Raw genomic sequence first — 22932 nt, forward strand, 5'->3', positions numbered from 1 at the left:
TTGACTTACGCTGGCCTATTGTTGGCTTTCGTGGCTGGCCTGGCTGCGTGGTGGGTGGGCTTCAGGTAGGTCTCAAACAGAGCTGCTGTCGCCCCACCCAGTTTCTCTGGGGTCTCTCGCAGGCACTATCGTCGGAAACTCCGGCGAGGTCTTAGGGGCGAGTGGTGACGAGCAAAGACGATCCGGGCGAGTCGAAGGGCAACCTCGGTCTCGCCCCGGATCGTGGCGACACACTGTTTGGACTAGCGCTCTTGGTCGCGCTGCTCGTGGTCATCGCTTTCGCGGTCGATGTCCAGGTCGCAGTCATAGTGCTGGGACTGCTTATCGGTGCTTACGGCTTGCTCTCGCTGGTGCTTTCGTTCCTATACCGAAGCCTCTCTCGGGGATTCGGGAACGCCATCCGCTGGACCGTTGGCTTCCTAGGCCGGTGGTTCAGCTTCTGGTGAGGCAGCGGGTCTCGCAGATCGCCGCATGGTCCAGGAGCGCGTCGACCGACGGCTGGAACCGGCCTGAAGCAACTCAGGTCTGCGTCCAGCACTCCACAACTATCTGATGCCTTGAGGTGCCCCGAAGCTCCCGGAGCTTGTACATGACCCAGCACGCAGAACTGCACGTGACCACTCAAGCAATCAAATGCCATCCCACCTCGCGGGACGCCCGATACACGTGCTCCGACCATCCTGCCGGTCAACACCGTCGTGGTAGCCGATGCCGCGCCGTACTTGCCGATTTTGCTTACATCAGCTGGCCGGCAGCGGGTGCGGAGGCCGATCGATGGTCGGTCGGCCGACCAGATTCGCGATCCCCATGGCGAGGTCGTAGCGTGGCCGCCAGCCGAGCTCCCGTCGGATCCGCGCGGATGACGCCGTGATGTGCCGGACATCGCCGAGCCTGTACTGCCCGGTGACCACCGGATCCGGACCGCCGTAGGCCCGCGAGAGTTCGCCCGCCAGATCTCCGATCGTCCGAACCGTTCCGCTCCCCACGTTGTACGCGGCGACCTGGGGGTGATCCGCGATCGCCGCAGCTGTCACGGCTGAGGCGACATCACGGACGTGGACGAAATCGCGACGCTGGCGTCCGTCCTCGAACACCTTCGGCGCCTCGCCGCGTTCCAGTGCGGACCGGAACAACGCCGCCACCCCCGCGTACGGCGTATCGCGTGGCATCCCTGGTCCGTACACGTTGTGGAACCGCATCGACGCGACCCGGCCGCCGGTCTCCCGGGCCCAGGCGGAGGCGAGGTGTTCCCCGGTCAGCTTGGACGCCGCGTACGCGTTGCGCGGATCGAGTCTGGCGTCCTCGTCGACCAGCCCGGGCCGCAACGATTCGCCACAGTGCGGGCAAGGTGGTTCGAAGTTACCCGCCTCCAGGTCGGCGATCCGGCGCGGTCCCGGCCCGACGACTCCGTGCTCGGCGCACTCGTACCGGCCCTCGCCGTACACCACCATCGAGCTGGCGTAGACCAGTCGCCGGACGTTCTCGTGCGCCATCTCCTTGAGCAGGACCGCCGTACCGAGGCTGTTGCTGCCGACGTAGTCGTCGAGGTCGTCGAGATCGACCCCGAGCCCGACCTTCGCCGCCAGATGGACCAGCACATCCACACCCGCCAACGCCTTCCGCACGGCCTCGGCGTCCCGGACGTCGGCCACGATCAGGTCGTCCAGTACGACCGTCTCGCGGTGAACGTCAGAGCGGAGCGAATCCAACACCGTGACGTCGTGGCCCTCGGCAACGAGCAGGGTGCGCACGTGCCGTCCGATGAACCCGGCACCACCGGTGAGCAGGACCTTCACCAGAGGTTCTCCGCTGCCGTGCCGTCGAGCGAGTGACGGCAGGCGCAGTCCGTATCGGGCTTGGGCAACTGACCGATCACGTCGGTAAGCAACGCCTTGAGCTTGTCGATGCTGCGGGCAAACACCTCGAACACCTCCGCCTGGGTGACACCCTCGCCTGCGACGACCCCCGCATCGTGGTCGGTGACCACCGCGATCGACGTGTAGCAGAGCGCCAGCTCGCGAGCGATCGACGCCTCCGGAGCACCGGTCATGCCGACCACGGACCACCCCTGGGCCGCATGCCACTGGGATTCCGCGCGAGTCGAGAACCGTGGCCCGTTGATCACCACCATCGTTCCGCTGGAAGCCAAGGAGCCGTTGCCTGCGGCAATCACAGCGGCCCGGCCGGTAGCGCAGTACGGATCGGCGGGGGAAGTGTGCGCGACGGGCCGCGGCGGACCGTCGTACAGGGTGTGCTCGCGGCCCCAGGTGCGGTCGACGTACTGGTCGGGGACGACGATCGTGCCGGGGCCGAGCTCGGGGCGCAGCGAGCCGACGGCGCACGGGCCGAGGACCTGGCGGACGCCGAGCGAGTGCAGAGCCCAGAGGTTGGCGCGGTAGTTCACCCGGTGTGGTGGGAGCCGATGGTCGGCGCCGTGCCGGGGGATGAAGGCGACCTCCCGGCCGTTCACCTGGCCGACGACAGGCGGCTCGCTCGGCGGGCCGAACGGGGTCTCGACCGGCACTGTGCGAGCGCCGTCGAGGAAGGAGTAGAAGCCGGAACCACCGATCACACCGATCTCAGCCATGCTTCCGACCCTAGAAGCGACGACCCGTCCGGTGACCCGATCCAGCCGAACCGTCAGCGCTCCGTAATCGATGGTCGAATGGGTGGTGTGGAACTGTCCGGGGTGCTTCTGCTGGTGGGCGCGATGACGTTGCTGCTGCTCGTTTGCTACGGGAGCTGGACGGCGGGCCGGCTGGATCGGTTGCATCATCGGGTGGCGACGGCCCGGGCCAGGCTGGAGACGGAGCTGTCCCGGCGGTCGGCGTTGGTGGCCGAGCTGGCGGGCAGTGGGGCGCTCGATCCTGCGTCGTCGTTGCTGCTGTTGGACGCGGCGCATCGGGCCAGGACCGCGACGGAGGACGAGCGCGAGCAGTGTGAGTCCGCGCTGACCCGGGCGATCGCGGCGACCGGGACGGACGTGCAACCGTGGTCGGGAGAGCTGACGGCCGCCGTACGGCGTGTTCAGCTGGCCCGGCGGTTCCACAACGACATCGTGGTGTCGACGCGGAACTTGCGCCGTCGTCGGCTGGTGACCTGGTTCCGGTTGGCCGGGCACGCGCCGATGCCGGCCACGATCGAACTGGAGGACGGCAGTTGATCGACGAGGCGTTCGCCGAGCAGGCGGAGAAGCACCGGCACGAACTTCGGGTGCACTGCTACCGGATGCTCGGCTCGTTCGACGACGCCGAGGACATGGTGCAGGAGACGTTCCTGCGGGCCTGGCGCGCCCGGGACGAGTTCGAGGGGCGGTCGAGTTTCCGCGCCTGGCTGTACCGGATCGCGACCAACGCCTGTATAGACGACGCCCGCCGGCCGAAGCGAGTGCTGCCACATCAGCTGGAGCCCGCGTCGTTCCCGAAGGAAGCACTCCCGGCCCGCGACGACCTGCCGTGGTTGCAGCCGATCCCGGACGTCGTCCTCGACCGGGCCGAGGAGCCTGATGCGCAGCTGATCAAGCGGGAGACGATCGAGCTCGCCTTCCTCACCGCGATCCAGCAGTTGCCGGCGCGGCAGCGGGCGGTACTGATCTTCCGTGACGTGCTCGGCTGGCCGGCGAAGGAGACCGCCGAACTGCTCGACCTGACTGTTGCCTCGGTCAACAGTGCCCTGCAACGCGCCCGCCCGGTACTACGGGACCACCTGCCGCCGCATCGCACCGAGTGGGCTCCTTCCGGGGATCCGACCGCGGAGGAGCAGGCGTTGCTCGCGAAGTACATGGAAGCGTTTGAGAACGGGGACGCTCCGGCTGTGGCCGCGTTGATGCATGAGGACGTGCGGATCACGATGCCGCCGTACCCGTTCTGGTTCTTCGGGCGGGACGTGGCCGAGCAGGTCTGGGCGGCCAACTTCGAACCGGGCGGACCGGACAACCGCGGCGACTGGCGGTTCGTGGTCACCGGCGTCAACCGTCAGCCTGCGCTCGCGGGATACCTGCGCGTCCCGGGCGACACGCTGTACCGGCCGTTCGGCTTCGACGTGTTCCGGATCGAGGACGGCCTGATCGCCGAGCTGACCGCCTTCGAGATCACCGACTTCGCCCGCTTCGGCCTGCCGGATCACTTGGCGTCGGCGTAGCTCTCCACGATCGCGGTGCTGAACGGGAAGCGGGTCGGCGTCGCGCCGAAGGTGATCCGGCCGGCCAGGTCGCCGGCGGCCTGGATCGCGGTGGCGACCTGGTCGGCCTCGGCCGCGGGGCAGTGCACGATGACCTCGTCGTGCTGGAAGAAGACCAGCTCGGCCTGCAGCGTCGTGATGGACTGCCGGAGCGCGGCCATCATCAACAGCGCCCAGTCGGCGGCGCTGCCCTGGACGACGAAGTTCCGGGTGAACCGGCCGCGGGCCCGGGCATGTCGGCCGTCCACCTGCGGCTCGTCGGCGGGTGGTCCCTCCAGCATCGCCTCGTCCAGCCGGGAACCGCTCGGCGGACACGTCCGGCCGAGCCAGGTCCGGACCAGGCGGCCCTCTTCGCCGGCCCGGGCGGCGTCGTCCACGAACCCGACCGCCAGCGGGAACCGCTTCCGCAGCATGGCCAGGTTCTTCAGCCCGTCGCCCGAGGTCTGCCCGTAGATCGCGCCGAGGACGGCGAGCTTGGCCATCGCGCGGTCACCCGAGAACGCCTTGTCCGACACGGCCTTGTACAGATCGCCGGAATCGCCCGCGACCTCCATCAGCCCGGGATCCCGCGAGATCGCGGCCAGCACCCGCGGTTCCAGCTGGGACGCGTCCGCGACGACCAGCCGCCAGCCGGGATCGGCGACCACCGCGCGGCGGATCACCTTCGGGATCTGCAGCCCGCCACCACCGTTCGTCACCCAGCGCCCCGACACGGTCCCGCCAGGCACGAACCCAGGACGGAACCGGCCGTCGTGGACCCAGTCGTGCAACCAGCTCCAGCCGTTCGCGGTGTAGATCCGGTAGAGCTTCTTGTACTCGACCAGCGGCTCGACCGCCGGATGGTCGATCGTCTCCAGCTCCCATCGCCGGGTCGAGGTCAGCTGGTACCCCGCCTGCTTGAACGCCTTGAGCACATCGGCCGGCAGATCGGGCCGCACCCGCCGCCCGAACGCCGCGGACACCTGGTCGGCCAGCTCGGTCAGCCGCCGCGGTTCACCCGTCCCGCCGAACCGCTCGCCGAGCATCTCGGTCAGCACGGCCCGATGCGTCTCCGCGCTCCACGGCAACCCGGCCCGGTCCATCTCGGCGGCGATCAGCATCCCGGACGACTCCGAGGCGGTCAGCAGCCGCATCCGATCCGGGTACTCCGATTCCTGATGCCGGCGCACCTGATCGGCGTACACCTCGAGCATCGCCTCGAACGCGATGGGCTCTGCCTCGAGCTCGAACAACGACGACTGCTCACCCGGTACGATGCCCCGCATCGGCGGATCCACCGGCACCGGCGCACCCGTCAACCGTGCCCACGCCGCAGCGGCCGACCGGGGCTCCCCGAGCCGCCCTTCATGCCCGAGCAGCAACACCTCCGCGCACTCGATGTCGTAACACCGCTCCACCCGTACTCCGGCCGCGAGCAACCGCGGGTAGATCTCGGCCGTCGACCGCCACACCCACCGACTGACGTGTGGCCGCGACACGACGGACGTGGCGAGGTCGGGCTCCCGCAGTACGGCGCCGGCGGGCCGGCCGTCAGCCCGCAACGCGACCAGCTCAGCCCCACCTCCCGCAACCGGCGCGATCGCCCACCTCTCGTCCACACCCGCATCCTGACACCCGGCACCGACCTTTCCACGCAGAGCGGTCCGCGCCTCCGCACTTTGAGCACCCACCAGCCACATTTCCCGCCGCTGGACGACCACCCCGTGCCCAAGGTCCGCCTCTCCGCGCACTTTGGGCACCGGCCGGTCGCCGCGTGGGTCAGGAGGTGGCTGGTGGGTGCTCAAGGTGGATTGGGGTCAGAGGCGGCTGCACTGGTCCTGCTTGTTGCCGCCGACGATGTTGCCGGTGCCGGTCGGCGCGGGGATGTTGGACTTGCACTGCAGGTTGCCGTTGACGCGGTTGTAGCTGAAGTTCTGCGTGCCGCGGTTGGTGAACGACTGGATGTCGCCCTTGACCTGGTTGGAGCGCAGCGACGCGGTCCGGCCCTGCTTGAGCTGGACGCTGCCGCCGACGGTGCTGGCGTAGAGGTAGACGTGGGCGTGGCCCTCGGCCTGGACGTTGCCGTTCACCCGGGCCGCCACAGTGCTGAGCTTGGCCGTCCGCTCGACCTTGACCGTGCCCTTGACCGTGGTCCGGTTCAGCACGCAGCTGGCGCCGGCCGGGACCCGGACGTTGTCGACGGTGACCGCACCCAGGGTGCCGCGGCAGACACGTTCCTCCGCGTGGGCGACCGGCGCCGTGAACGCGCCGGCGGCCAGTGCCAGGGTGCCCGCGCCGGCCACGATGATGGAGCGTTTCATGATGTCCTCCGTGGTCTGGCCGGCCCTTCCGGCCGGCTCACGGAACACTCTCGGCGGCCAGCATGAGAGCACCGTGAAGGGTTGATGAGAGTGGCTTCATCCGCCACCCGGCGACGAGCCCGTCAGGCCAGTTGTGGAAGACTGGACTCATGTGGCGGGGGAGTGATCTGGACCCGGCGGACGGGACGAAGACCGAGCAGGTCGAGGCGCTGGTACTGCGCCGGATCGAGCGCGGCGACCTCTCGATCGGTTCGAGACTGCCGTCCGAACGCGTCCTGGCCGAACGACTCGAGGTCAGCCGCGTCACCGTCGTACGGGCTTTGGATCAACTGAGGGCGGACGGGGTCCTGGAGACCAGGCGCGGTTCGGGAACGCATGTGCGGCCGCTCGATCGATTGCTGGATCCGATCGCGCCTGCGTCGACGGTGACGGCTGGGGATCAGCCGGTGCTGGATCTGCGGTTCGCGACCACGGCCGCTCCGCATGACGTTGCCGAGGTCGCCGCGCAGATCATCGCGGATGGGTTGCCGCAGGCAATGGGTGGCGACGGCCCACCACCGGGTGGATCTCTCGAGCTCCGTACTGCGCTTGCGGAGCGGCTGACCGTCGAAGGGGTGCCGACCGAACCGGGGCAACTCACCCTCACCGTCGGCGCGGCTGCTGGACTCAACGCGGCCCTGGCCGGACTGGATCTCGGTCCCGGAGTCGCCATCACCGAGACCCCGACGTACCCGGCCGCCTTCGACCTGCTGCGCAACCACCGGCTGGACGTGGTCGGCTGGCCGGCCGGGGTGTGGGACACGGATCAGTTGGCGCATCTGTGCCGCCGCCACAAACCCCGCGTGATCTACCTGCAGGCGGACAACCACAACCCGACGGGGTTGAGCCTGCCGTCAGACCGTCGTACGGCGGTCGTCGAGATCGCGCGGAAGTACGGAGCCGCACTGATCAGCGACGAGACCATGCGGCCGTTGTGGCTCGCCGGGGGGAAGCAGGCCGACCCGCTGAGCCGCTACCCGCGCACCGTGAGTGTGGGCTCGCTCAGCAAGACGGTCTGGGGTGGGCTGCGAGTTGGCTGGGTGCGAACGGGACGGCAGTTGCGCAGGAGGATCAACACCGCCGCGCAGTTGAGTGTGACCTCGCCGAGCGCCCTGGACGACCTGCTGGCGCTGGCGATCCTCGATCGGCTGGACAGGGTGATCTCCCGGCGTAAGACCCGGCTGCGGGCGAACCTGGCCGCTCTGGAGACCGGGTTGAAGACGTTGCCCGGGGTGGCCTGGCCGACGCCGACCGGTGGGATGACCTTGTGGCTGGAGCTGACCGATGTCCGGGCCCGGCGGGTGCTGGAGGCGGCCCGGGAGCAGGGCCTGCTGCTGGGTGCCGGCGACCTGTTCACGCCCGACGGGACCGACCGGCGGCACCTGCGGATCCCGTTCACCGCGCCCCCGGCCACGCTCCGGCTGGTGGTCTCCCGGCTCGGTACGGCGCTGGCTCAGTCCAGTTGATCCGAGGTGGACTGAATGTACGGCGGGTCCGCGCCCTAGGCTGGTTCCCGTGGGACGCAGCTGGGACGAAAGCCAGGAGGAAGCAGTGACCGAGAACCCGACCACCCAGAACCAGACCGGCACCGCCAAGGTGAAGCGCGGCATGGCCGAGATGCTCAAGGGCGGCGTGATCATGGACGTCGTGACGCCGGAGCAGGCGAAGATCGCCGAGGATGCCGGCGCCGTCGCGGTGATGGCACTGGAGCGGGTTCCGGCCGACATCCGGGCCCAGGGCGGCGTGTCCCGGATGAGCGACCCGGACATGATCGACGGCATCATCAGCACCGTCTCGATCCCGGTGATGGCCAAGGCCCGGATCGGTCACTTCGTCGAGGCCCAGGTGCTGCAGAGCCTCGGCGTCGACTACATCGACGAGTCCGAGGTGCTCACCCCGGCCGACTACGCCAACCACATCGACAAGTGGCAGTTCACCGTGCCGTTCGTCTGCGGTGCGACCAACCTGGGCGAGGCGCTGCGCCGGATCACCGAGGGCGCGGCGATGATCCGCTCCAAGGGCGAGGCCGGTACCGGTGACGTGTCCAACGCGACCACCCACATGCGGCAGATCCGGCAGGAGATCCGCAAGCTGCAGAACCTGCCCGAGGACGAGCTGTTCGTCGCGGCGAAGGAGCTGCAGGCGCCGTACGAGCTGGTCAAGGAGGTCGCCCAGCTCGGCAAGCTGCCGGTGGTGCTGTTCACCGCGGGCGGCATCGCGACCCCGGCTGACGCCGCGATGATGATGCAACTCGGCGCCGAGGGCGTGTTCGTCGGCTCCGGCATCTTCAAGTCCGGCAACCCGGCCCAGCGCGCCGAGGCGATCGTGAAGGCGACCACCTTCTACGACGACCCGGACGTGCTCGCCAAGGTCTCCCGCGGCCTGGGCGAGGCGATGGTCGGCATCAACGTCGACGAGATCCCCCAGCCGCACCGCCTCGCCGAGCGCGGCTGGTGACGCCGACAGCAGGGCCGGATCCGGCCGATCTCGCGACCGTCGACCGGCGGACGGCCAGGGAGCTGCGCGGCCTCGCCCGCGTCCTGGTGCGGTCCGGGTACGCCGACCGCGCCGCGGTGACGGCCGCGTTGACCGAGGCCGTGCAGGAGGATGCGCCGTCTGCCGACGCCGGCACGCTGGTCCCGGAGTTGATCGGCGAGGCGCAGTCCGACCTGGCCGAGGACGCGAGCACCTGGCCGACCGAGACCGGCCCGGACCGACTGGACGCCGTACTGGCTGAGCTGGAGTCGCGCGGTCTGGTGGTGGTTCGGTACACGTCGGACCACCACGCCGCCCGGCAGGCGTTGGAGGCTGCCGCGGATGCCAAAGGTCTGGTGTTCTTCACCGACACGGACGTCTGGCACGCGGTCGACTTCGGCATGCTCGAGCTGAAGATCTGGCACCCGGACTCGGCCAACGTCGCGCCCGGGGAGCCGCTGCTCGAGGACGTCCTGGCGCTCCTCAACGACCACGACCTCCCCGCGGTCTTCGACGAGGGCCGCATCGAGGTCACCATCACCTGGCAACGCCGGAGCGCCCTGTGACAGGCAAGCCGGTGATCGGGGTGTTCGCGCTGCAAGGGAACGTGCGCGAACACGTCGCCATGCTGACTCAGGTGGGCGTCGTGGCCCGGCCGGTACGGCGTCCGTCGGAGCTGGCCGAGGTGGACGCTCTGGTGCTGCCGGGTGGTGAGTCGACCACGATGGACAAGCTGGCCCGGGCGTTCGAGCTGTTCGAACCGTTGCAGAAGCGGATCGCGGACGGGATGCCCGTGTTCGGCACCTGCGCCGGGATGATCATGCTGGCCGACGAGATCACCGGCGGGATCGACGGGCAGGAGACGCTCGGCGGGCTTGACGTCACGGTCCGGCGGAACGCGTTCGGCCGGCAGGTGGACTCGTTCGAGGCGGACCTGGACTTCGCCGCCTTCGACACGCCGTACCACGCTGTGTTCATCCGGGCACCGTGGGTGGAGCGGGTCGGCCGGGAGGTGGAGGTACTCTCGACGGTGAGGTCGGGCCCTGACACTGGGTGGGACAGGGTGGGGCCGGAGGCAGAGCACAGTAGGATCGTCGCGGTTCGTCACGATCGGCTGCTGGCCACGTCGTTCCATCCGGAGATGACCGGGGACGCCAGGCTGCACGGCTACTTCGCCGAGCTGGTCCGCGACCTCTGAGTCGGTAGCAGCTGTAGAAGGGTTGGGTTCGCCATGTCAGGCCACTCGAAATGGGCCACCACGAAGCACAAGAAGGCCGTCATCGACGCGAGGCGCGGCAAGCTCTTCGCGAAGCTGATCAAGAACATCGAGGTGGCCGCCCGGATGGGCGGCGGCGACGTGGGCGGCAACCCGACCCTGTACGACGCGATCCAGAAGGCGAAGAAGTCCTCGGTCCCGAACGACAACATCGACCGCGCGGTCAAGCGTGGCTCGGGCGCCGAGGCCGGCGGCGCGGAGTACCAGACGATCATGTACGAGGGCTACGGCCCGAACGGCGTGGCGATGCTGGTCGAGTGCCTGACCGACAACCGCAACCGCGCCGCGGCCGACGTCCGGACCGCGATGACCCGCAACGGCGGTTCGCTCGGCGACCCGAACTCGGTCGCGTACATGTTCAACCGCAAGGGCGTGATCGTGCTCGCCAAGGAGCAGGACGGCAAGACGCTCAGCGAGGACGACGTGATGGAGGCCGTGCTGGAGGCGGGCGCCGAGGAGGTCAACGACCTCGGCGAGTCCTGGGAAGTGATCAGCGAGGCGACCGACCTGGTCACGGTCCGGACCGCCCTGCAGGACGCCGGCATCGACTACGAGTCGGCTGACGCGTCGTTCGTCCCGTCCTTGACGATCGAGCTGGACGCCGAGGGCGCCGGCAAGATCTTCCGCCTGATCGACGCACTCGAGGACAGCGACGACGTGCAGAACGTCTACGCCAACTTCGACGTCTCCGACGACGTCATGGCCGAGGTCGGCTAGTCCCTGGGTGTGAACAACATGTGGAGGGCTTGAACAGGTACAGGACCTGTCCAAGCCCTCCAGTTGTTGTTCACGGGTTACCTGGCGAGGCCCTCGCTGTCGATCACCTGGGCGGCCGGCGGCGCCTTGGGCTCCTTGATCCGGTTGTACTCGCTGAAGGTGAGGCTCTCGGTGCCGGACCTGCCCGGAAAGTCCAGGCGGACGGGCCTGGCGTTGGTGGCGTCGACCCACAGCGTGCCGCCGCTGGCAATTCGTTACCGTGCTACTGCGTTGGCGGATGTGCCCTGGCGGGCTGCGGGATCAGCGGGCAACCACCCCTATTTTCAGCCCGAACGGGCCGCCCAGCAGGGGATCGGGGACTAGTACCGCCGATCCACACCGCACGCGGCTCCCGCCTGACCAGGGTGGGAGCCGCGTCGGCGTCTCAGGGGTTGACGATTTGGTCGCCGACCAGGGCGAGGGTTTGGATTGCGGCCAGGCCGTAGAGGGCGGTGGTGTTGGTGGAGACCCACTTGGCTGATTGGGTTGGGTTGAGGGTTGAGGTGATGGGCTCGGCGGTCCAGGGAAGGTTGGGGCCGTAGCCGTCACCGGTGTAGAACTCGCGCCAGGCCCTGGCGGCCAGGTCGTTGCTGTTGAGGCGGACGGCGGCGTACGCCGTGAGCCGGGCGTGGCCTTGGCGAAGGATCAGGTTGCCGAAGTGGGCGCCGACTTCGGCGGTCTGCTCGGCCCGGGTGGCGTTGTAGAGGCGGCAGTACTGCAACCAGGCCGCCTCGAAGGCGGGCATGTCGACCAAGTCGATGACCTCGGCGCAGATCTCCACCTGACCGAACATCGCGCTCAGGTGCGACACGCTGACCGTCTTCGCCGTCACCGGCGCGAACCGCCCGGTCTCCAGGTCGTACAGTCCACCACCGGTGACGAAGCCGTTCGGCATCGCCGCGATCGTCTCCATCGTGCCGAGCAGCTTCGCCTTGGCGGTCGCCGCCTTCGGCCCTTGACGTTCCCACTCGGTGAGCCACGCGGCGGCCAGCCCACTCCAGTCCGTCCCGAGGCCGATCGACAACGCGCGCGGATCGGGCGTGTACGGCTCAGTCCGGATCTTCCGGATCGGATCCAGCACCAGGAAGGTCCGATCCGAGTCGACCAGCTCCGACAGCAGGTCGCCGGTGCGTTCGTCGGCCGTGAGGTAGTAGTAGAACCGCCGATAGATCGCCGTACTGATCCGCTGCTGCTTGGCGCTGTCGGCCCAGTGCTGTACGCCGTGCCGCGTCCCCAGCCCGGCCCACTGCCCCAGGTGATACACGTCGACTTCACCGGTATGCCGCGTCATCGCCTCGGCGAACCGGAAGATGTCCGCGCGGCCCGACCGCAGGAACGCGTACCAGAGCCACAGATCCGGTGACAGCTCCGAGTTGTCCCACGCGTACCCGCCCACGTCGTACCGCCAGACCAGCCGGTCCTCGTCGTACGTGTGCATGATGTCGCCGTAGTCCCAGAACCCGTACCAGTGCCGCTGCTCGACCTGACCGCGGTAGAAGTCGAACAGGAAGTCCAGGTGGTCCTCGATCGCCTGCTTCGCCGGATGCGACCGGTCCACCGGCGTGACCAGTCCGCCGAAGACCTTCGTCGTCACCAGTTGGTCCACCGGGTTGATCAGCTGCGGGGGAGTGCGGACCTGGTCGGCCATCGAGCCGAGCCGTTCGGCCGTCGGGGTCGCGGCCAGCGCCCAGAAGGTCAGCTCACTGGTCCGCGCGATCCCGTACGGCGTACCGAAGCCGGGCTCGTAGTCCTCGTAGGTGATGTTCAGACCTTCGAGCTGTTCCGGATACGTGTCCTGGCCCATTCCGCCGTGGTAGAACCGCGTGTCCATCGCGCCGGCCTCGGGCGACCAGAGCCAGACTGTGACCTCTGCCTCCTCGGTCGCGGCGCCGCGAATGTCGAGCTGGGCCGGGTGTCGCTGCCAGAAGTCGCGCAACCCGAAGGCGAGACCACCGCTGACCCCGCCGACGTAGCCGAGGCCGGAGGCGCGCTTGCCTTGATCGACCGGGATCCAGCCGTATCCCTTGGCGGTCCGCTTCTTCACCGTGAAGCCGTCCGAGGTCAGCTGGCTCAACGTGTAGTCGCCCCACTCGGGGATGTACTGCAACCGCGTGGTGACCCGCTGGTCCCAGGTCGCCGGATCGGGCAGCTTCGTCCCCGCGACCTGGGCCGACCGGACCACCGCACCCGGATCGCGGCGCAACCCGGTGATCCCCTTGACCGCCTCGGCCAGCATCCCGTGGCCCTCGCCGACGAACCGCACATGCCGGTCGTACGCCGCGTCCCGCATCGGCACCCGGAACCGCACGCCGAGCCCGGCGATGTAGTCGCGCTGCCCATCCCGGTCGTACACGAATGTGTGCACCATCCGGATGTTCTCAGCATCTGCGTAGAAGTAGAGCCGCACCGTGAACGGCAGCCACGCCTCGCCGTCCTTGCCGTGTCGCCCGTCGATCCGCACGACCGCACGAACCGGACCGGCCTGCTCGACCTTGACGCCAGTGATGTCGCTCTCCAGCCGTTCCCGCTCGGCCGACTTCTCCTCGTCGTCCTCGATCTTGTCCTGCTTGAGACTGACCAGCCGGCCCTTGCGCGCGATCTCCACGCCGCCACGCCAGATCTGGCTGATGAGTTCGGGGCCGTCCTTGCGGATCCGGGCCTTGATCACGCCGGTGTCGACGTCGACGTAGTTCTTCTCGTTCTTGACGGTGACGCCATGCGCGGGAGCGGCCGGCGTACCGGGTCCGAGTGTGTACGTGTGAGCAGGCGTCCCCGCGGCGATCGCGTGGGCGCTCCACTTCAGCGAACCGTCGGGCCAGTAGGCCGTCGGCCAACTCTGCATCGGTACTGCGCTGCCGTCGGCCGCGGTAAGCGCGAACGTCTGGTCCGCGCCGACCACGCCCCGCGGCCACGGCGTACCCCAGGTCGTCACGGCCGCCGTCTCCGGCCGGCCCTCCAACCAGGTCAGTTTCACCTCAGGCACGGCGGCGGGTACGGCGGCCGCGGTACGGGGGTCCAGCAGTGACGCGACTGGGACGGCGGCCATTCCGGCCAGGATCTGTCGTCGGGTGATTTCCATTCGGTTCCACCTCACTGACGGTGTTCGGGGATCAGGGCAAGGTTCTGGATCGCGGCCAGCCCGTACTGCGATGCGCCGTTGGTGCTGACGAACGCGGCCTCCTCGACCGGCATCAGTACGCCGGGACCGTGGATCTCGGTGATCCGCCAGTCCTCCACGCGCTGCATCGGATTGCGGTTCAGCTGGTCGCCCTCGTCGTGGAAGAACTTGCGCCAGGCAACCTTCGCCAGCTCGGCATCGCCGGTGCGCGCGGCGGCGCACGCGGCGAGCCGGCTGTGTGCCTGGGGGAGTGAGATTCCTGCCAGCGGACGGCCTACCTCGGCCGTCTGCTGGTCGGGTGATGCGAGGTACAGCCGGCAGTAGTCGAGCCAGGCCTTCTCGAACCCTGGGACATCCAGGTCGAGATCGATCAGCTCGGCACAGATCTCGGGCAGCCCGAAGACGGCGGACAAGTGGGAGACGGAGATCTGCTCGCGCGCGGTGTCGAATCGGCCGTTGGCCAGGTCGAGCAACGCCTGGCCGGTCAGGAATCCGTAGTGCAGTGCGGCGATGTCGGCCATCGTCCCGACCAGTCGCGCCCGGGCCTGCTCGTCGCCGTGCCGCTCCCAACGAGTGAGCCAGGCCGCGGCCAACGCGCCCCAGTCGACGCCGAGCCCGACCGACAACGCGCTCGGGTCCGGCGTGTAGACATCCGTCCGCACCTTGCGCAACGGGTCGACCGCGAGGAACGTCTCCTCGGCCTGCGCCAGCTCGTCCATCAGGTCGCCGGTGCGCTCGTCGGCGGTCAGGTAGTAGTAGAACCGCCGGTAGATCGCGCTGGAGATGCGTAGTTGCTTACAGCTACAACCCCAGTGCTGCACGTTGTGCCGCGACCCCAGACCCTTCCACCGGCCGAGATGATGGACGTCGACCTCGCCGGTATGGCGTGTCATCGCCTCGGCGAACCGGAACACGTCGGCCCGCCCGGTCCGCAGGAATTGATACCAGAGCCACAGGTCGGGGGAGAGTTCCGAGTTGTCCCACGCGTACCCGCCGACGTCGTACCGCCAGGTGTGCCGATCCTGGTCGTAGGTATGCATGACGTCGCCGTAGTCCCAGAACCCGTACCAACGACGTTGCTCCCGCTGGCCGACGTAGTAGTCGAAGAGGAAGTCGAGCCGGTCCTCGATGTCTTGGTTGGCGGGATCAGGCAGGCTCCAGCTGCCGAAGATGTTTGCCTGGAGCAACGTCTCGGGTGCGGCTGTGAGCAGGGCGGGGGAGTTGAGCATGGCCGCGTGCTCGGCGAGTTCCTCGGCGGACGGGGTGGTGTCGTGGGCTCGCAGGGTCAGCTCGTGCGTGCGGGCGATCCCGTGCGCGTTGCCGAACCCTGGTTCGTAGTCCTCGTAGGTGATCTCCAGGCCCTCGAGTTGTTCGGCGAAGGTTTCCTGGCCCATTCCGTCGTGCCAGTAGCGCAGGTCCATCGCGGGCGCCGAGGGCGACCACATCCAAACCGTTGCCTTTGCGCAGTCGGTCGCGGCGCCGCGGATGTCCAGCCGCGTGGGGTGGAGCTTCCAGAAATCGCGCAGGCCGAATCCGAGCCCGCCGCTGATCCCGCCGACATACCCGTACCCCGGGGAGCGGGTGCCGGCCGGAATCGTCACCCAGGCGTGGCCGGGGGCGGTCCGCTTCCGCAGCGTGAACCCGTCGGCGCTGGACTGGTCGAGGGTGTAGTCGTTCCACCGCGGAATCAGGTGAAGCCGCCGCGCGACCTCGTCGTTCGGGATCTTGCCGACGGGATCACCAGCCACCTGCGCCCGGCGTACCGGCTCGCCTGGATCGCGACGCAACCCCGTCAGGCCGCGGACCGCCTCGGTGAGGAAGCCCTCCGGCCCGGCCAGGCGGATGTGCCGGTTGTGCGGCTCGTCGTGCATCGGGACGTCCGCGCTGAGCCCGAGGCCGGCGAGGAAGTCGCGCGACGGATCGCCGTCCCAGATGAAGCTGTGCACGATCCGGACATCCGTCGCGCCCGCATAGAAGTAGAGCCGGACGGAGAACGGCAGCCATTCGCCGTGCCTCCCCGTGAGCCGGACGACGGCACGCACCGGCCCGTCTTGCTCCACGACGATCTGGTCGACGCTCGCGGTCGTCTGCTGCCTTGTCCGGCTGCCGTCCTCATCGGGACCGTCCTGCTTGATGCTGACCAGCCGGACCTCCCGCGCCACCTCGCGTTCGCCGTACAGAATCTTGCTGATCAGGTGCGGTTTCGTCAGCACCCAGCTCACCTCGCCGGAGGTCACCCGCACCTCCTCATCAGCCTCGACGACGCTGACTGGATGCTCGGGTGGTGCGGGCTGGCCGGCGACCAGCTCGTACGACGGGGCGGGGTGCCCAACTGGTCCGATGGCATGGGCGGACCACTTGATCGAGCCGTCCGGCCAGGTCGCTGTGGTCCAGCTCTGCACCGGAGTCCCGTCGCGCAGGGCGAACGTGGTGTCGTCGGGAGTGGTGCCGCGGGGCCAGGGCACACCCCACGTAATGCCCTGGCTGCGCGCTTGTTCGAGCCAGTGCACTGTCGTCATTCTTTGACCGATCCGATCAGGACGCCTTTGGCGAAGTGCTTTTGCAGGAAGGGGTAGAAGAGCAGGATCGGCAGCGTCGCGACGACGACCACCGCGAACTTCAGCCCCTGCTCGGGGAAGCCCACGGTCTCCAGTTGCTGCAGCACGTTCGCCGAGTCGGCGTTCGCGGCGGTGAGCTGGCGGACGATCACCTGCAGCGTCCACTTCCTGCTGTCGTCGATGTAGAGCAGGGGAGACATGTAGTCGTTCCAGATCGCCACCGCGTAGAACAACGAGAACGTCGCGATGATCGGCTTCGACAGCGGCAGCACGATCCGCAGGAACACGTTCAGCTCGTTGCAGCCGTCGATCCGGGCGGCCTCCTCCAGCGCCTCGGGCAGCTCCTGGAAGAAGCTCTTCACGACGATCAGGTAGAACGGGTTGATCGCCAGCGGGAGGATCAGCGCGAGGTAGCTGTCCAGCAGGCCCAGGTCGCGCACCACCAGGTACGTCGGAATCATCCCGCCGCTGAAGACCAGGGTGAAGATGACCAGGTTCAGCACCAGCGCCCGGCCCGGCAGGTACCGCTTGGCCAGCGGATAGGCCATGGTCAGCGTGAGCAACAATTGCACCACCGTGCCGACCGCCGTCACGCAGATCGTCGTGAGCAACGCGCGGACGAAGGTGTCGGTGGAGAAGATGTACCGGTAGGTGTCGGTGACGAACTTCTCCGGCCACAGGAAGAACGGCCGCGAGCTGATCTCGGACTCGGTCGCGAACGACCCGGCGAGGACGTAGACCAGCGGCAGCACGGTGACGAGCGCCAGCCCCGTCAGCAGCACGACATTCAGTACGTCGAAGGCACGGCTGCCGGGCGAGTCGTAGTACCGGACAGATCGCTTTCGTGGCTTGCGCAGGTGAGCGGTCGCAGGCATGGTCACAGCCCTTTCAGAACAGGCCCCGCTGGCCGAGGCGCTTGGCCAGCCAGTTGGAGCCGAAGATCAGCAGGACACCGACGAGACCCTTGAACAGGCCGACCGCGGTCGCGTAGCTGAACGCGCCCTGCGTGATGCCGATGTAGTAGACGAATGTGTCGAACACGTCGGCCACGTCGCGGTTGAGCGAGGTGGTCATCAGCCAGATCTGCTCGAACCCGGAGTCCATCAGATTGCCGGAGGTGAGGATGGCCATCACCACGACGGTCGGGGCGATCGAGGGCAGGGTGATGTGCCAGAACTGCCGCCACCGACCGGCACCGTCCACCCGCGCCGCCTCGTACAGCTGCGAGTCGACCCCGGCCAGCGCGGCCAGGTAGATGATCGTGCCCCAGCCGGTCTGCTTCCACAGCAACTGCAGCACGATCAGCGGCCGGAACCAGTCGGCCTGCGCGACGTAGTCGACCTTCTGCCCGCCGATCAGGCCGTGGATCCAGTTGGCGATCACGCCGAAGTCCACCGAGAACAACAGGTACGTCAGCGACGCGACGATGGTCCAGGACAGGAAGTGCGGGATATAGATCAGCGACTGCACAGACCGCTTCAGCAGGCCGATGCGCAGCTCGTTCAGCATCAGGGCGACGACGATCGGCGCTGGGAACACGAACACGATCGTGAGCAGGGCCAGTAGAAGCGTGTTGAACATCAGCCGGCCGAAGTCCGGCCCGGTGAATAGCTCCTGAAAGTGCTTGAGCCCCACCCATTCACTGCCCGAGTAGCCGACGAAGGGGACGTAGTCCTTGAAGGCGATGGTCAGGCCGTACATCGGCAGGTACTTGAAGACGATGAAGTACACCAGGCCGGGCAGCAGTAACAGATATAGCCAGCGGTAGCGGAGCAGTTCCCGCCACAGCCGCACCGGCCGGGCGCGCCGCTTGCGCTTCGGGCTCGGCGGCGTCACCTCCGCGGCGGGGGGTACCACCTGGTTGGGCACCAGATCGGTGGCCACGGCGGCCTCCCTTCGGGTTCGAGCGGGCCCGGGACGTGCCCGGGCCCGCCAACGGATTGGGGGGGGTCAGCCGCCGTTCTTGGCGACGAGGTCATTGACCTCCTGAGCGATCTGCGTGCCGCCGCTGTCGTACCAGCGCTTGATCTGTGCCTTCAGCTGGTCCTCGGTGATCGCGCCGGACAGGTACTTGATCCGGGCGTCGGGGATGATGGTGTCGAGCGTCTGGCCCTTCGAGACCGCGGTCGGTGCGACGACGCCGAGCGCCGGATTGAACACGGCGGTCTTGAGGTCCTCGTTCATCAGCACGTCGAACCGGTCCCGCATCTTCCGGCTGGCCTCGTCGTTCGGCTTCAGCCGGTACGCGCCCAGGCCGACGCTGGCCCGGGTGCCGAGCTGGATGAAGGCCTTGTCGACGTCGTTCTGGATCGCCTTGACCTTGGCGTCGTCCTGGTTGATCGGTACGGCGAACTCACCGTCGACCTCGAAATTGCGGCCCTCGATGCCGTTGGTGAGCAGGATCGAGCCTTCCTTGGACGCGAGCTTGTCGAGCGTCTGCAGGGTCTGGTCGAGCTGTTCCTCGGTGCGGATGTGCTGCTTGGAGATCGCCATCACCATGTTGTAGCCGGTGAAGGGATAGGAGAACTTCTGGCCGTCGGGACGCTTCAGGTTCCCGACCAGGGTGACCTTGTCGAAGTCCTTCGGGGTCTTCTCCTTGAACAGGTCGAGCAGCTGTGTCGCCCGCACGTTCACGTCGATGATCATGCCGCCCTTGCCCTGGACGAACGGGTCGTTCCAGTTCGCGGTGTCCAGGGTGGCGAAGTCGGGGTTGATCAGGCCCTCGGTGACCCACTTGCGCATCCAGCGGTTGGCCTCCAGGAACTCCGGGGTGTCGAAGCCGGGGACCAGCTTGCCGTCGCGCTCACCCCAGCCGTTCGGCGCACCGAACCAGGTCTCGACGACGTCGTACGGGCTGGCGCTGGCGTAGTTGCCGGGCCACTTCGGCACGATCAGGCCGTAGGTGTCCTTCTTGCCGTTGCCGTCCGGGTCCCGCTCGGTGAACGCCTTGGCGACGGCGTAGAGATCCTCGGTGGTTTGCGGCTCCTTGAGGCCGAGCTTGGCCAGCCAGTCCTTGCGGATCACGATGCCGGAGCGCAGCAGCGGCCGGACCCGGTAGATGCCGTAGGTCTTGCCGTTGGTCATCGAGTTCTTCGCGGTCTGCTCGTCGGCAGGCTTGAGGTTCGGGTACTTGTCCAGCTTGCCGGTCAGGTCCCAGAACGCGCCGGCTTCGGCCGCCTTGACGAAGCCCGGGCCCTTCTCGTTCACCACCATCACGTCGGGAATGTTGTCCGAGGCAAGGGTGACGTTGGTCTTGTCGCCGTACTCGGCGTTCGGCACCCAGGTGATCTTGAGTTTCTTGCCGATCAGCTTCTCGACGGCCTGCTGCACTTCGCCGTTCGGATCCGGCGCGGTGCCGAACAGCGTCGTCATCATCGTCAGTTCGTTGCTCGCGGCCTGTTCTTCGTCGCCACCGGAACAGGCGGAGACGAGCAGTGCCGTCGACAGGGCGAGGACGGCAGCGATTCGCCGTCGGGAGCCGATGGTCATAGGTTTGATGGCGTTGTAACCCCATCGTTCACGGCGGGGAAGAAACGCCATCTCCCTCCCTTCGGGTTTTGTCGGTTGGGTTGGAGGCGGATAAGATGTTTGCTGGTTGCGATAGCCAAGCAACCTGCACTTGCAGTACCAGTAGCAACCGCGGCCGGGCGGGCCGTGGCAGCGCGGGGAGCCTTCTTGCGCAGTAAGGCACGGCTGTGAACCGCGAACCTCAACCCGCAAGGGTTGGAATCCCCTGCATTCAGGCGGTGGGAGGATGTCAAGAGTTCCCTTTCAGTTGCAGACGCGCCTCGTTCTCGGCGAAGAAGCGCAGGCAGAGCCAGGTGTTGAGCTGGATCCAGCCGCCGGCGGCGAGCACCGCTCCCAGCACCGGGAACGACTGCGAGACGTAGGCGACGGACACGAAGACGAAGAGCAGCAGCAGCGAGGCGGCCGGCCGGGTCAGCGCGACCAGTGATGCCTTGGGCAACAGGTCGCGCGCCCGCAGGTCGTAGTGCACGGCCATCGGGAGCAGGTAGGACCCGATGATCACCAGCACCAGCAGAGCGACGAAGCTGACCAGCCGGGCCGCCGATCCACGTGAGCCGAGCGACGCGAAGTACAGGTAGTTGGTGAACAGGACCGAGGCGATGCCGACCAGCGGCAGCACCAGCAGCGAGCCGCGGCCGAACTCGCGCCTGAAACCAGCCCAGAACGCCGGGAGAGCATGAAACGATTCACCGAGGCACCGCCGTCTGGCCAGGGAATATGCCGTGACCGTGGCCGGCCCGATACCCAGTGCGACACCGCCGAGCAGGGTGAAGACGATCCACAACGCGTTCAGCTTGATCGCCCAGACGACCTCGTCGGCAGCGTCGTACAAGCGGATCGACCACGACTGTTTCATCGGCGTCCCTGCCTTGTGACGAGTGCGTTAAGGGTGAAAAAGTGATGCGAGCGTAGGGTTGAATCGTCTCAATGTCAACGCTTCGGAAAGCGCTTGTCGGGAACCGTGACCGCACCCGGCCGAGCCGTGCGCCGTGCCCTGCGCCGTGCCCTGAGTCACGCGCTGTTCAGGGCCGCTCTCAGGACGCCGAAATCCGCAGGTTCGCGTAGTCGCCGATCATCGGGGCCATCTGCCGGAAGCCGAGCTTGCCGCCGGGCAGCGGGTTCTCGTCGGACCAGCTGAAGGTGACCAGGTCGTCGACGGAGAAGGTGATCTCGCCGTTCTTCACGGTCAGCCGCAGGGCGTACGGGCCTTGTGCGTCGATCACCGCGGGCAGCGGATCAGGTCCCTGGGCGACGAGGTGGAAGCCGTGGCTCTTGCGCAGGTTGCAGGTGTGCAGTTTGCGCTCGGCGGGCCAGCGGCGACGGAAGTACGAGACGTGGTACGTGTCCAGATCGCCGTGGTGGTACTGCTCGTACGGGCCTGTCCGTGGTGCGAGGTCGAACAGGTCCTCGCCGTGGCGGCCGGCGGCGTGGAAGAACAGGATGCACAGTCCGGGCTCGCGGATCGGCCAGAAGTCCCACTCGATGGTGACGTCAGCCGGGAAGTCCTCGGGGCACCAGAGCACGATGTTGGCATCCTGGCCGTCCTCCGGCGGACGCACGCTCTCCAGCCGCATCCGGCCGAGCGGGAAGGACAGGGCGCCGTCGCCCTCGAGCCGGAAACCGTCGAGATCGGCTGGTGAGGCCAGCGGATTCTGGTAGATCACGGGCGGCTGCTCGATTCCCGGATCACCAGGTCCGGCTGGAAGATGACCTGGCGGTGCCGGTGCAGCTCGGCGGCGGCGACCTCCTCCTGGAGCAGCTCCATCGCGGTCCGGCCGAGCAGCTCCGCCGGTTGCCGGACCGACGACAGCGGTACGGCGGCGGCCGCGGCGAAGTCGATGTCGTCGTAGCCGACGATCGCCATGTCCTGGGGGACTCGCAGACCCGCGACCGCCATCGCCTGGAGGAAGCCGAGCGCGAGCAGATCGTTGGCGCAGAAGGCGGCCGTCGGGCGGGACCGCTTCGGCAACTGGGCGATCCGTTCGCCTGCCGCGCGGCCTTCGACGACGCCCATCACGTCGACCTCGTGCGTCTGCAGTTCGACATCGCCGGCCTTCTCGACCGTGGCCGTCATGCCGGCCAATCGATCCTTGACCTGCTGCATCGTGAGCGGCCCGCCGATGAACGCGATCCGCTGGTGGCCGGTCTCGATCAAGTGGTTGCCGGCCAGCCGTCCGCCGAGCTTGTCGTCGACCGAGACCGAGCAGTGTCCGCCGTCGGCCGCGCGGTCGACCAGCACGACCGGCGTACCGCGAGCGGTCAGCGCGAGGAGCCGGGGATCGGCGCTGTCGCAAGGAGTGATCAGGATGCCCATCACACGTTGCTGCTCGAGCTGATCGAGGTGATGGCCCTCGCGGACCGGGTCGGTCTTGCTGTTGCAGAGCATCACCACGGTGTCGTGCTCGTAGGCCAGCGACTCGGCGCCCTCGGCCACATCTGTGAAGAACGGGTTGGCCACGTCGAGCACCACCAGGCCGACGGTCCGGCTGTGCCCGGCGCGCAGGTGCCGGGCAGCCTCGTTACGGACGAAGCCGAGCGTGCTGATGCTGTCCTGGATGCGCTGCCGGGTGGTGGGGGCCACGATCCATGGCCGGTTGAGGAAGTTGCTCACCGTGCCGACGGAGACGCCGGCGCGCTGCGCGACCTCCTTGATGCTGGGCGCTGCCATCATCCCTCGGGGTCCGTCGCGGTGGGGACGTCAGT

At 67.9% G+C, this 22932-nt stretch carries 20 protein-coding genes; 8 read left to right on the top strand and 12 right to left on the bottom strand.

All coding sequences use genetic code 11. From position 1 onward, the window contains the following. The first annotated feature begins 164 nt into the window (after nucleotides 1-164). Nucleotides 165-446 carry a hypothetical protein gene (locus tag EV643_RS16315; protein WP_133800924.1) on the top strand — a complete coding sequence of 94 codons (282 nt, stop codon included), beginning with the start codon at nucleotides 165-167 and terminating at the stop codon, nucleotides 444-446. 294 nt (nucleotides 447-740) lie between these two features. On the opposite strand, the gene EV643_RS16320 is transcribed toward EV643_RS16315, so the two are convergent. Together EV643_RS16320 and EV643_RS16325 are read right to left on the bottom strand one after the other, a co-directional pair. Further along, a complete protein-coding gene (locus tag EV643_RS16320) occupies nucleotides 741-1796 on the bottom strand; it encodes an NAD-dependent epimerase/dehydratase family protein (RefSeq protein WP_133800925.1) in 1056 nt (351 codons plus the stop codon). After that, nucleotides 1793-2587 (bottom strand): S-methyl-5'-thioadenosine phosphorylase, encoded by a 795-nt coding sequence (locus EV643_RS16325; protein WP_133800926.1) that lies wholly within the window; start codon nucleotides 2585-2587, stop codon nucleotides 1793-1795. Before EV643_RS16325 ends, EV643_RS16320 begins: the two co-directional genes overlap by 4 nt. A gap of 87 nt (nucleotides 2588-2674) precedes the next feature. Here EV643_RS16325 and EV643_RS16330 point away from each other — a divergent pair, with 87 nt between their 5' ends. Then, nucleotides 2675-3163 carry a hypothetical protein gene (locus EV643_RS16330; RefSeq protein ID WP_370452290.1) on the top strand — a complete coding sequence of 163 codons (489 nt, stop codon included), beginning with the start codon at nucleotides 2675-2677 and terminating at the stop codon, nucleotides 3161-3163. Beyond that, entirely contained in the window at nucleotides 3160-4140 is a 981-nt protein-coding gene (locus tag EV643_RS16335) for a sigma-70 family RNA polymerase sigma factor (RefSeq protein WP_133800927.1), read from the top strand. Before EV643_RS16330 ends, EV643_RS16335 begins: the two co-directional genes overlap by 4 nt. On the opposite strand, the gene EV643_RS16340 is transcribed toward EV643_RS16335, so the two are convergent. Both EV643_RS16340 and EV643_RS16345 read right to left on the bottom strand, forming a co-directional pair. Next, nucleotides 4122-5777 (bottom strand): bifunctional 3'-5' exonuclease/DNA polymerase, encoded by a 1656-nt coding sequence (locus EV643_RS16340; RefSeq protein ID WP_133800928.1) that lies wholly within the window; start codon nucleotides 5775-5777, stop codon nucleotides 4122-4124. The two genes, EV643_RS16335 and EV643_RS16340, sit on opposite strands and share 19 nt — an antisense overlap. 198 nt (nucleotides 5778-5975) lie before the next feature. Beyond that, a complete protein-coding gene (locus EV643_RS16345; protein ID WP_133800929.1) occupies nucleotides 5976-6479 on the bottom strand; it encodes a hypothetical protein in 504 nt (167 codons plus the stop codon). Nucleotides 6480-6628: 149 nt separating this feature from the next. Between EV643_RS16345 and EV643_RS16350 the strand changes: the two genes are divergently transcribed. The 5 genes from EV643_RS16350 (at nucleotide 6629) to EV643_RS16370 (ending at nucleotide 10986) form a co-directional block, all read left to right on the top strand. Beyond that, a complete protein-coding gene (locus EV643_RS16350; protein ID WP_133800930.1) occupies nucleotides 6629-7984 on the top strand; it encodes an aminotransferase-like domain-containing protein in 1356 nt (451 codons plus the stop codon). Between the two features lie 85 nt (nucleotides 7985-8069). Then, nucleotides 8070-8975, top strand: coding sequence for a pyridoxal 5'-phosphate synthase lyase subunit PdxS (gene pdxS / locus EV643_RS16355; protein ID WP_133801136.1), 906 nt, complete (start codon nucleotides 8070-8072; stop codon nucleotides 8973-8975). After that, entirely contained in the window at nucleotides 8972-9559 is a 588-nt protein-coding gene (locus tag EV643_RS16360; protein WP_133800931.1) for a DUF6891 domain-containing protein, read from the top strand. The genes pdxS and EV643_RS16360 overlap by 4 nt, the downstream gene beginning before the upstream one ends. Then, nucleotides 9556-10191 (top strand): pyridoxal 5'-phosphate synthase glutaminase subunit PdxT, encoded by a 636-nt coding sequence (gene pdxT, locus EV643_RS16365; protein ID WP_133800932.1) that lies wholly within the window; start codon nucleotides 9556-9558, stop codon nucleotides 10189-10191. The genes EV643_RS16360 and pdxT overlap by 4 nt, the downstream gene beginning before the upstream one ends. Nucleotides 10192-10224: 33 nt before the next feature. Continuing rightward, the gene (locus EV643_RS16370; protein WP_133800933.1) at nucleotides 10225-10986 is read left to right on the top strand and encodes a YebC/PmpR family DNA-binding transcriptional regulator; all 762 of its coding nucleotides are present in this window, start codon (nucleotides 10225-10227) and stop codon (nucleotides 10984-10986) included. A gap of 424 nt (nucleotides 10987-11410) precedes the next feature. On the opposite strand, the gene EV643_RS16375 is transcribed toward EV643_RS16370, so the two are convergent. From EV643_RS16375 to EV643_RS16410, 8 genes are all read right to left on the bottom strand, one after another. Next, entirely contained in the window at nucleotides 11411-14104 is a 2694-nt protein-coding gene (locus EV643_RS16375; protein ID WP_133800934.1) for an exo-rhamnogalacturonan lyase family protein, read from the bottom strand. A gap of 11 nt (nucleotides 14105-14115) precedes the next feature. Continuing rightward, nucleotides 14116-16662 (bottom strand): exo-rhamnogalacturonan lyase family protein, encoded by a 2547-nt coding sequence (locus EV643_RS16380; protein WP_133800935.1) that lies wholly within the window; start codon nucleotides 16660-16662, stop codon nucleotides 14116-14118. Then, nucleotides 16659-17576 (bottom strand): carbohydrate ABC transporter permease, encoded by a 918-nt coding sequence (locus tag EV643_RS16385; RefSeq protein ID WP_133800936.1) that lies wholly within the window; start codon nucleotides 17574-17576, stop codon nucleotides 16659-16661. Before EV643_RS16385 ends, EV643_RS16380 begins: the two co-directional genes overlap by 4 nt. Nucleotides 17577-17589: 13 nt before the next feature. Beyond that, a complete protein-coding gene (locus EV643_RS16390) occupies nucleotides 17590-18585 on the bottom strand; it encodes an ABC transporter permease (RefSeq protein ID WP_133800937.1) in 996 nt (331 codons plus the stop codon). Nucleotides 18586-18651: 66 nt separating this feature from the next. Beyond that, nucleotides 18652-20190, bottom strand: coding sequence for an extracellular solute-binding protein (locus EV643_RS16395; protein ID WP_133800938.1), 1539 nt, complete (start codon nucleotides 20188-20190; stop codon nucleotides 18652-18654). A gap of 268 nt (nucleotides 20191-20458) precedes the next feature. After that, nucleotides 20459-21085, bottom strand: coding sequence for a YesL family protein (locus EV643_RS16400; RefSeq protein WP_133800939.1), 627 nt, complete (start codon nucleotides 21083-21085; stop codon nucleotides 20459-20461). A 178-nt stretch (nucleotides 21086-21263) separates the two neighbouring features. Next, the gene (locus EV643_RS16405) at nucleotides 21264-21893 is read right to left on the bottom strand and encodes a DUF1961 family protein (protein ID WP_133800940.1); all 630 of its coding nucleotides are present in this window, start codon (nucleotides 21891-21893) and stop codon (nucleotides 21264-21266) included. Then, nucleotides 21890-22897 carry a LacI family DNA-binding transcriptional regulator gene (locus tag EV643_RS16410; protein ID WP_133801137.1) on the bottom strand — a complete coding sequence of 336 codons (1008 nt, stop codon included), beginning with the start codon at nucleotides 22895-22897 and terminating at the stop codon, nucleotides 21890-21892. The genes EV643_RS16405 and EV643_RS16410 overlap by 4 nt, the downstream gene beginning before the upstream one ends. Between the last annotated feature and the right edge of the window lie 35 nt (nucleotides 22898-22932).

The sequence above is a fragment of the Kribbella caucasensis genome (genome assembly GCF_004361855.1).
Taxonomy (GTDB): domain Bacteria; phylum Actinomycetota; class Actinomycetes; order Propionibacteriales; family Kribbellaceae; genus Kribbella; species Kribbella caucasensis.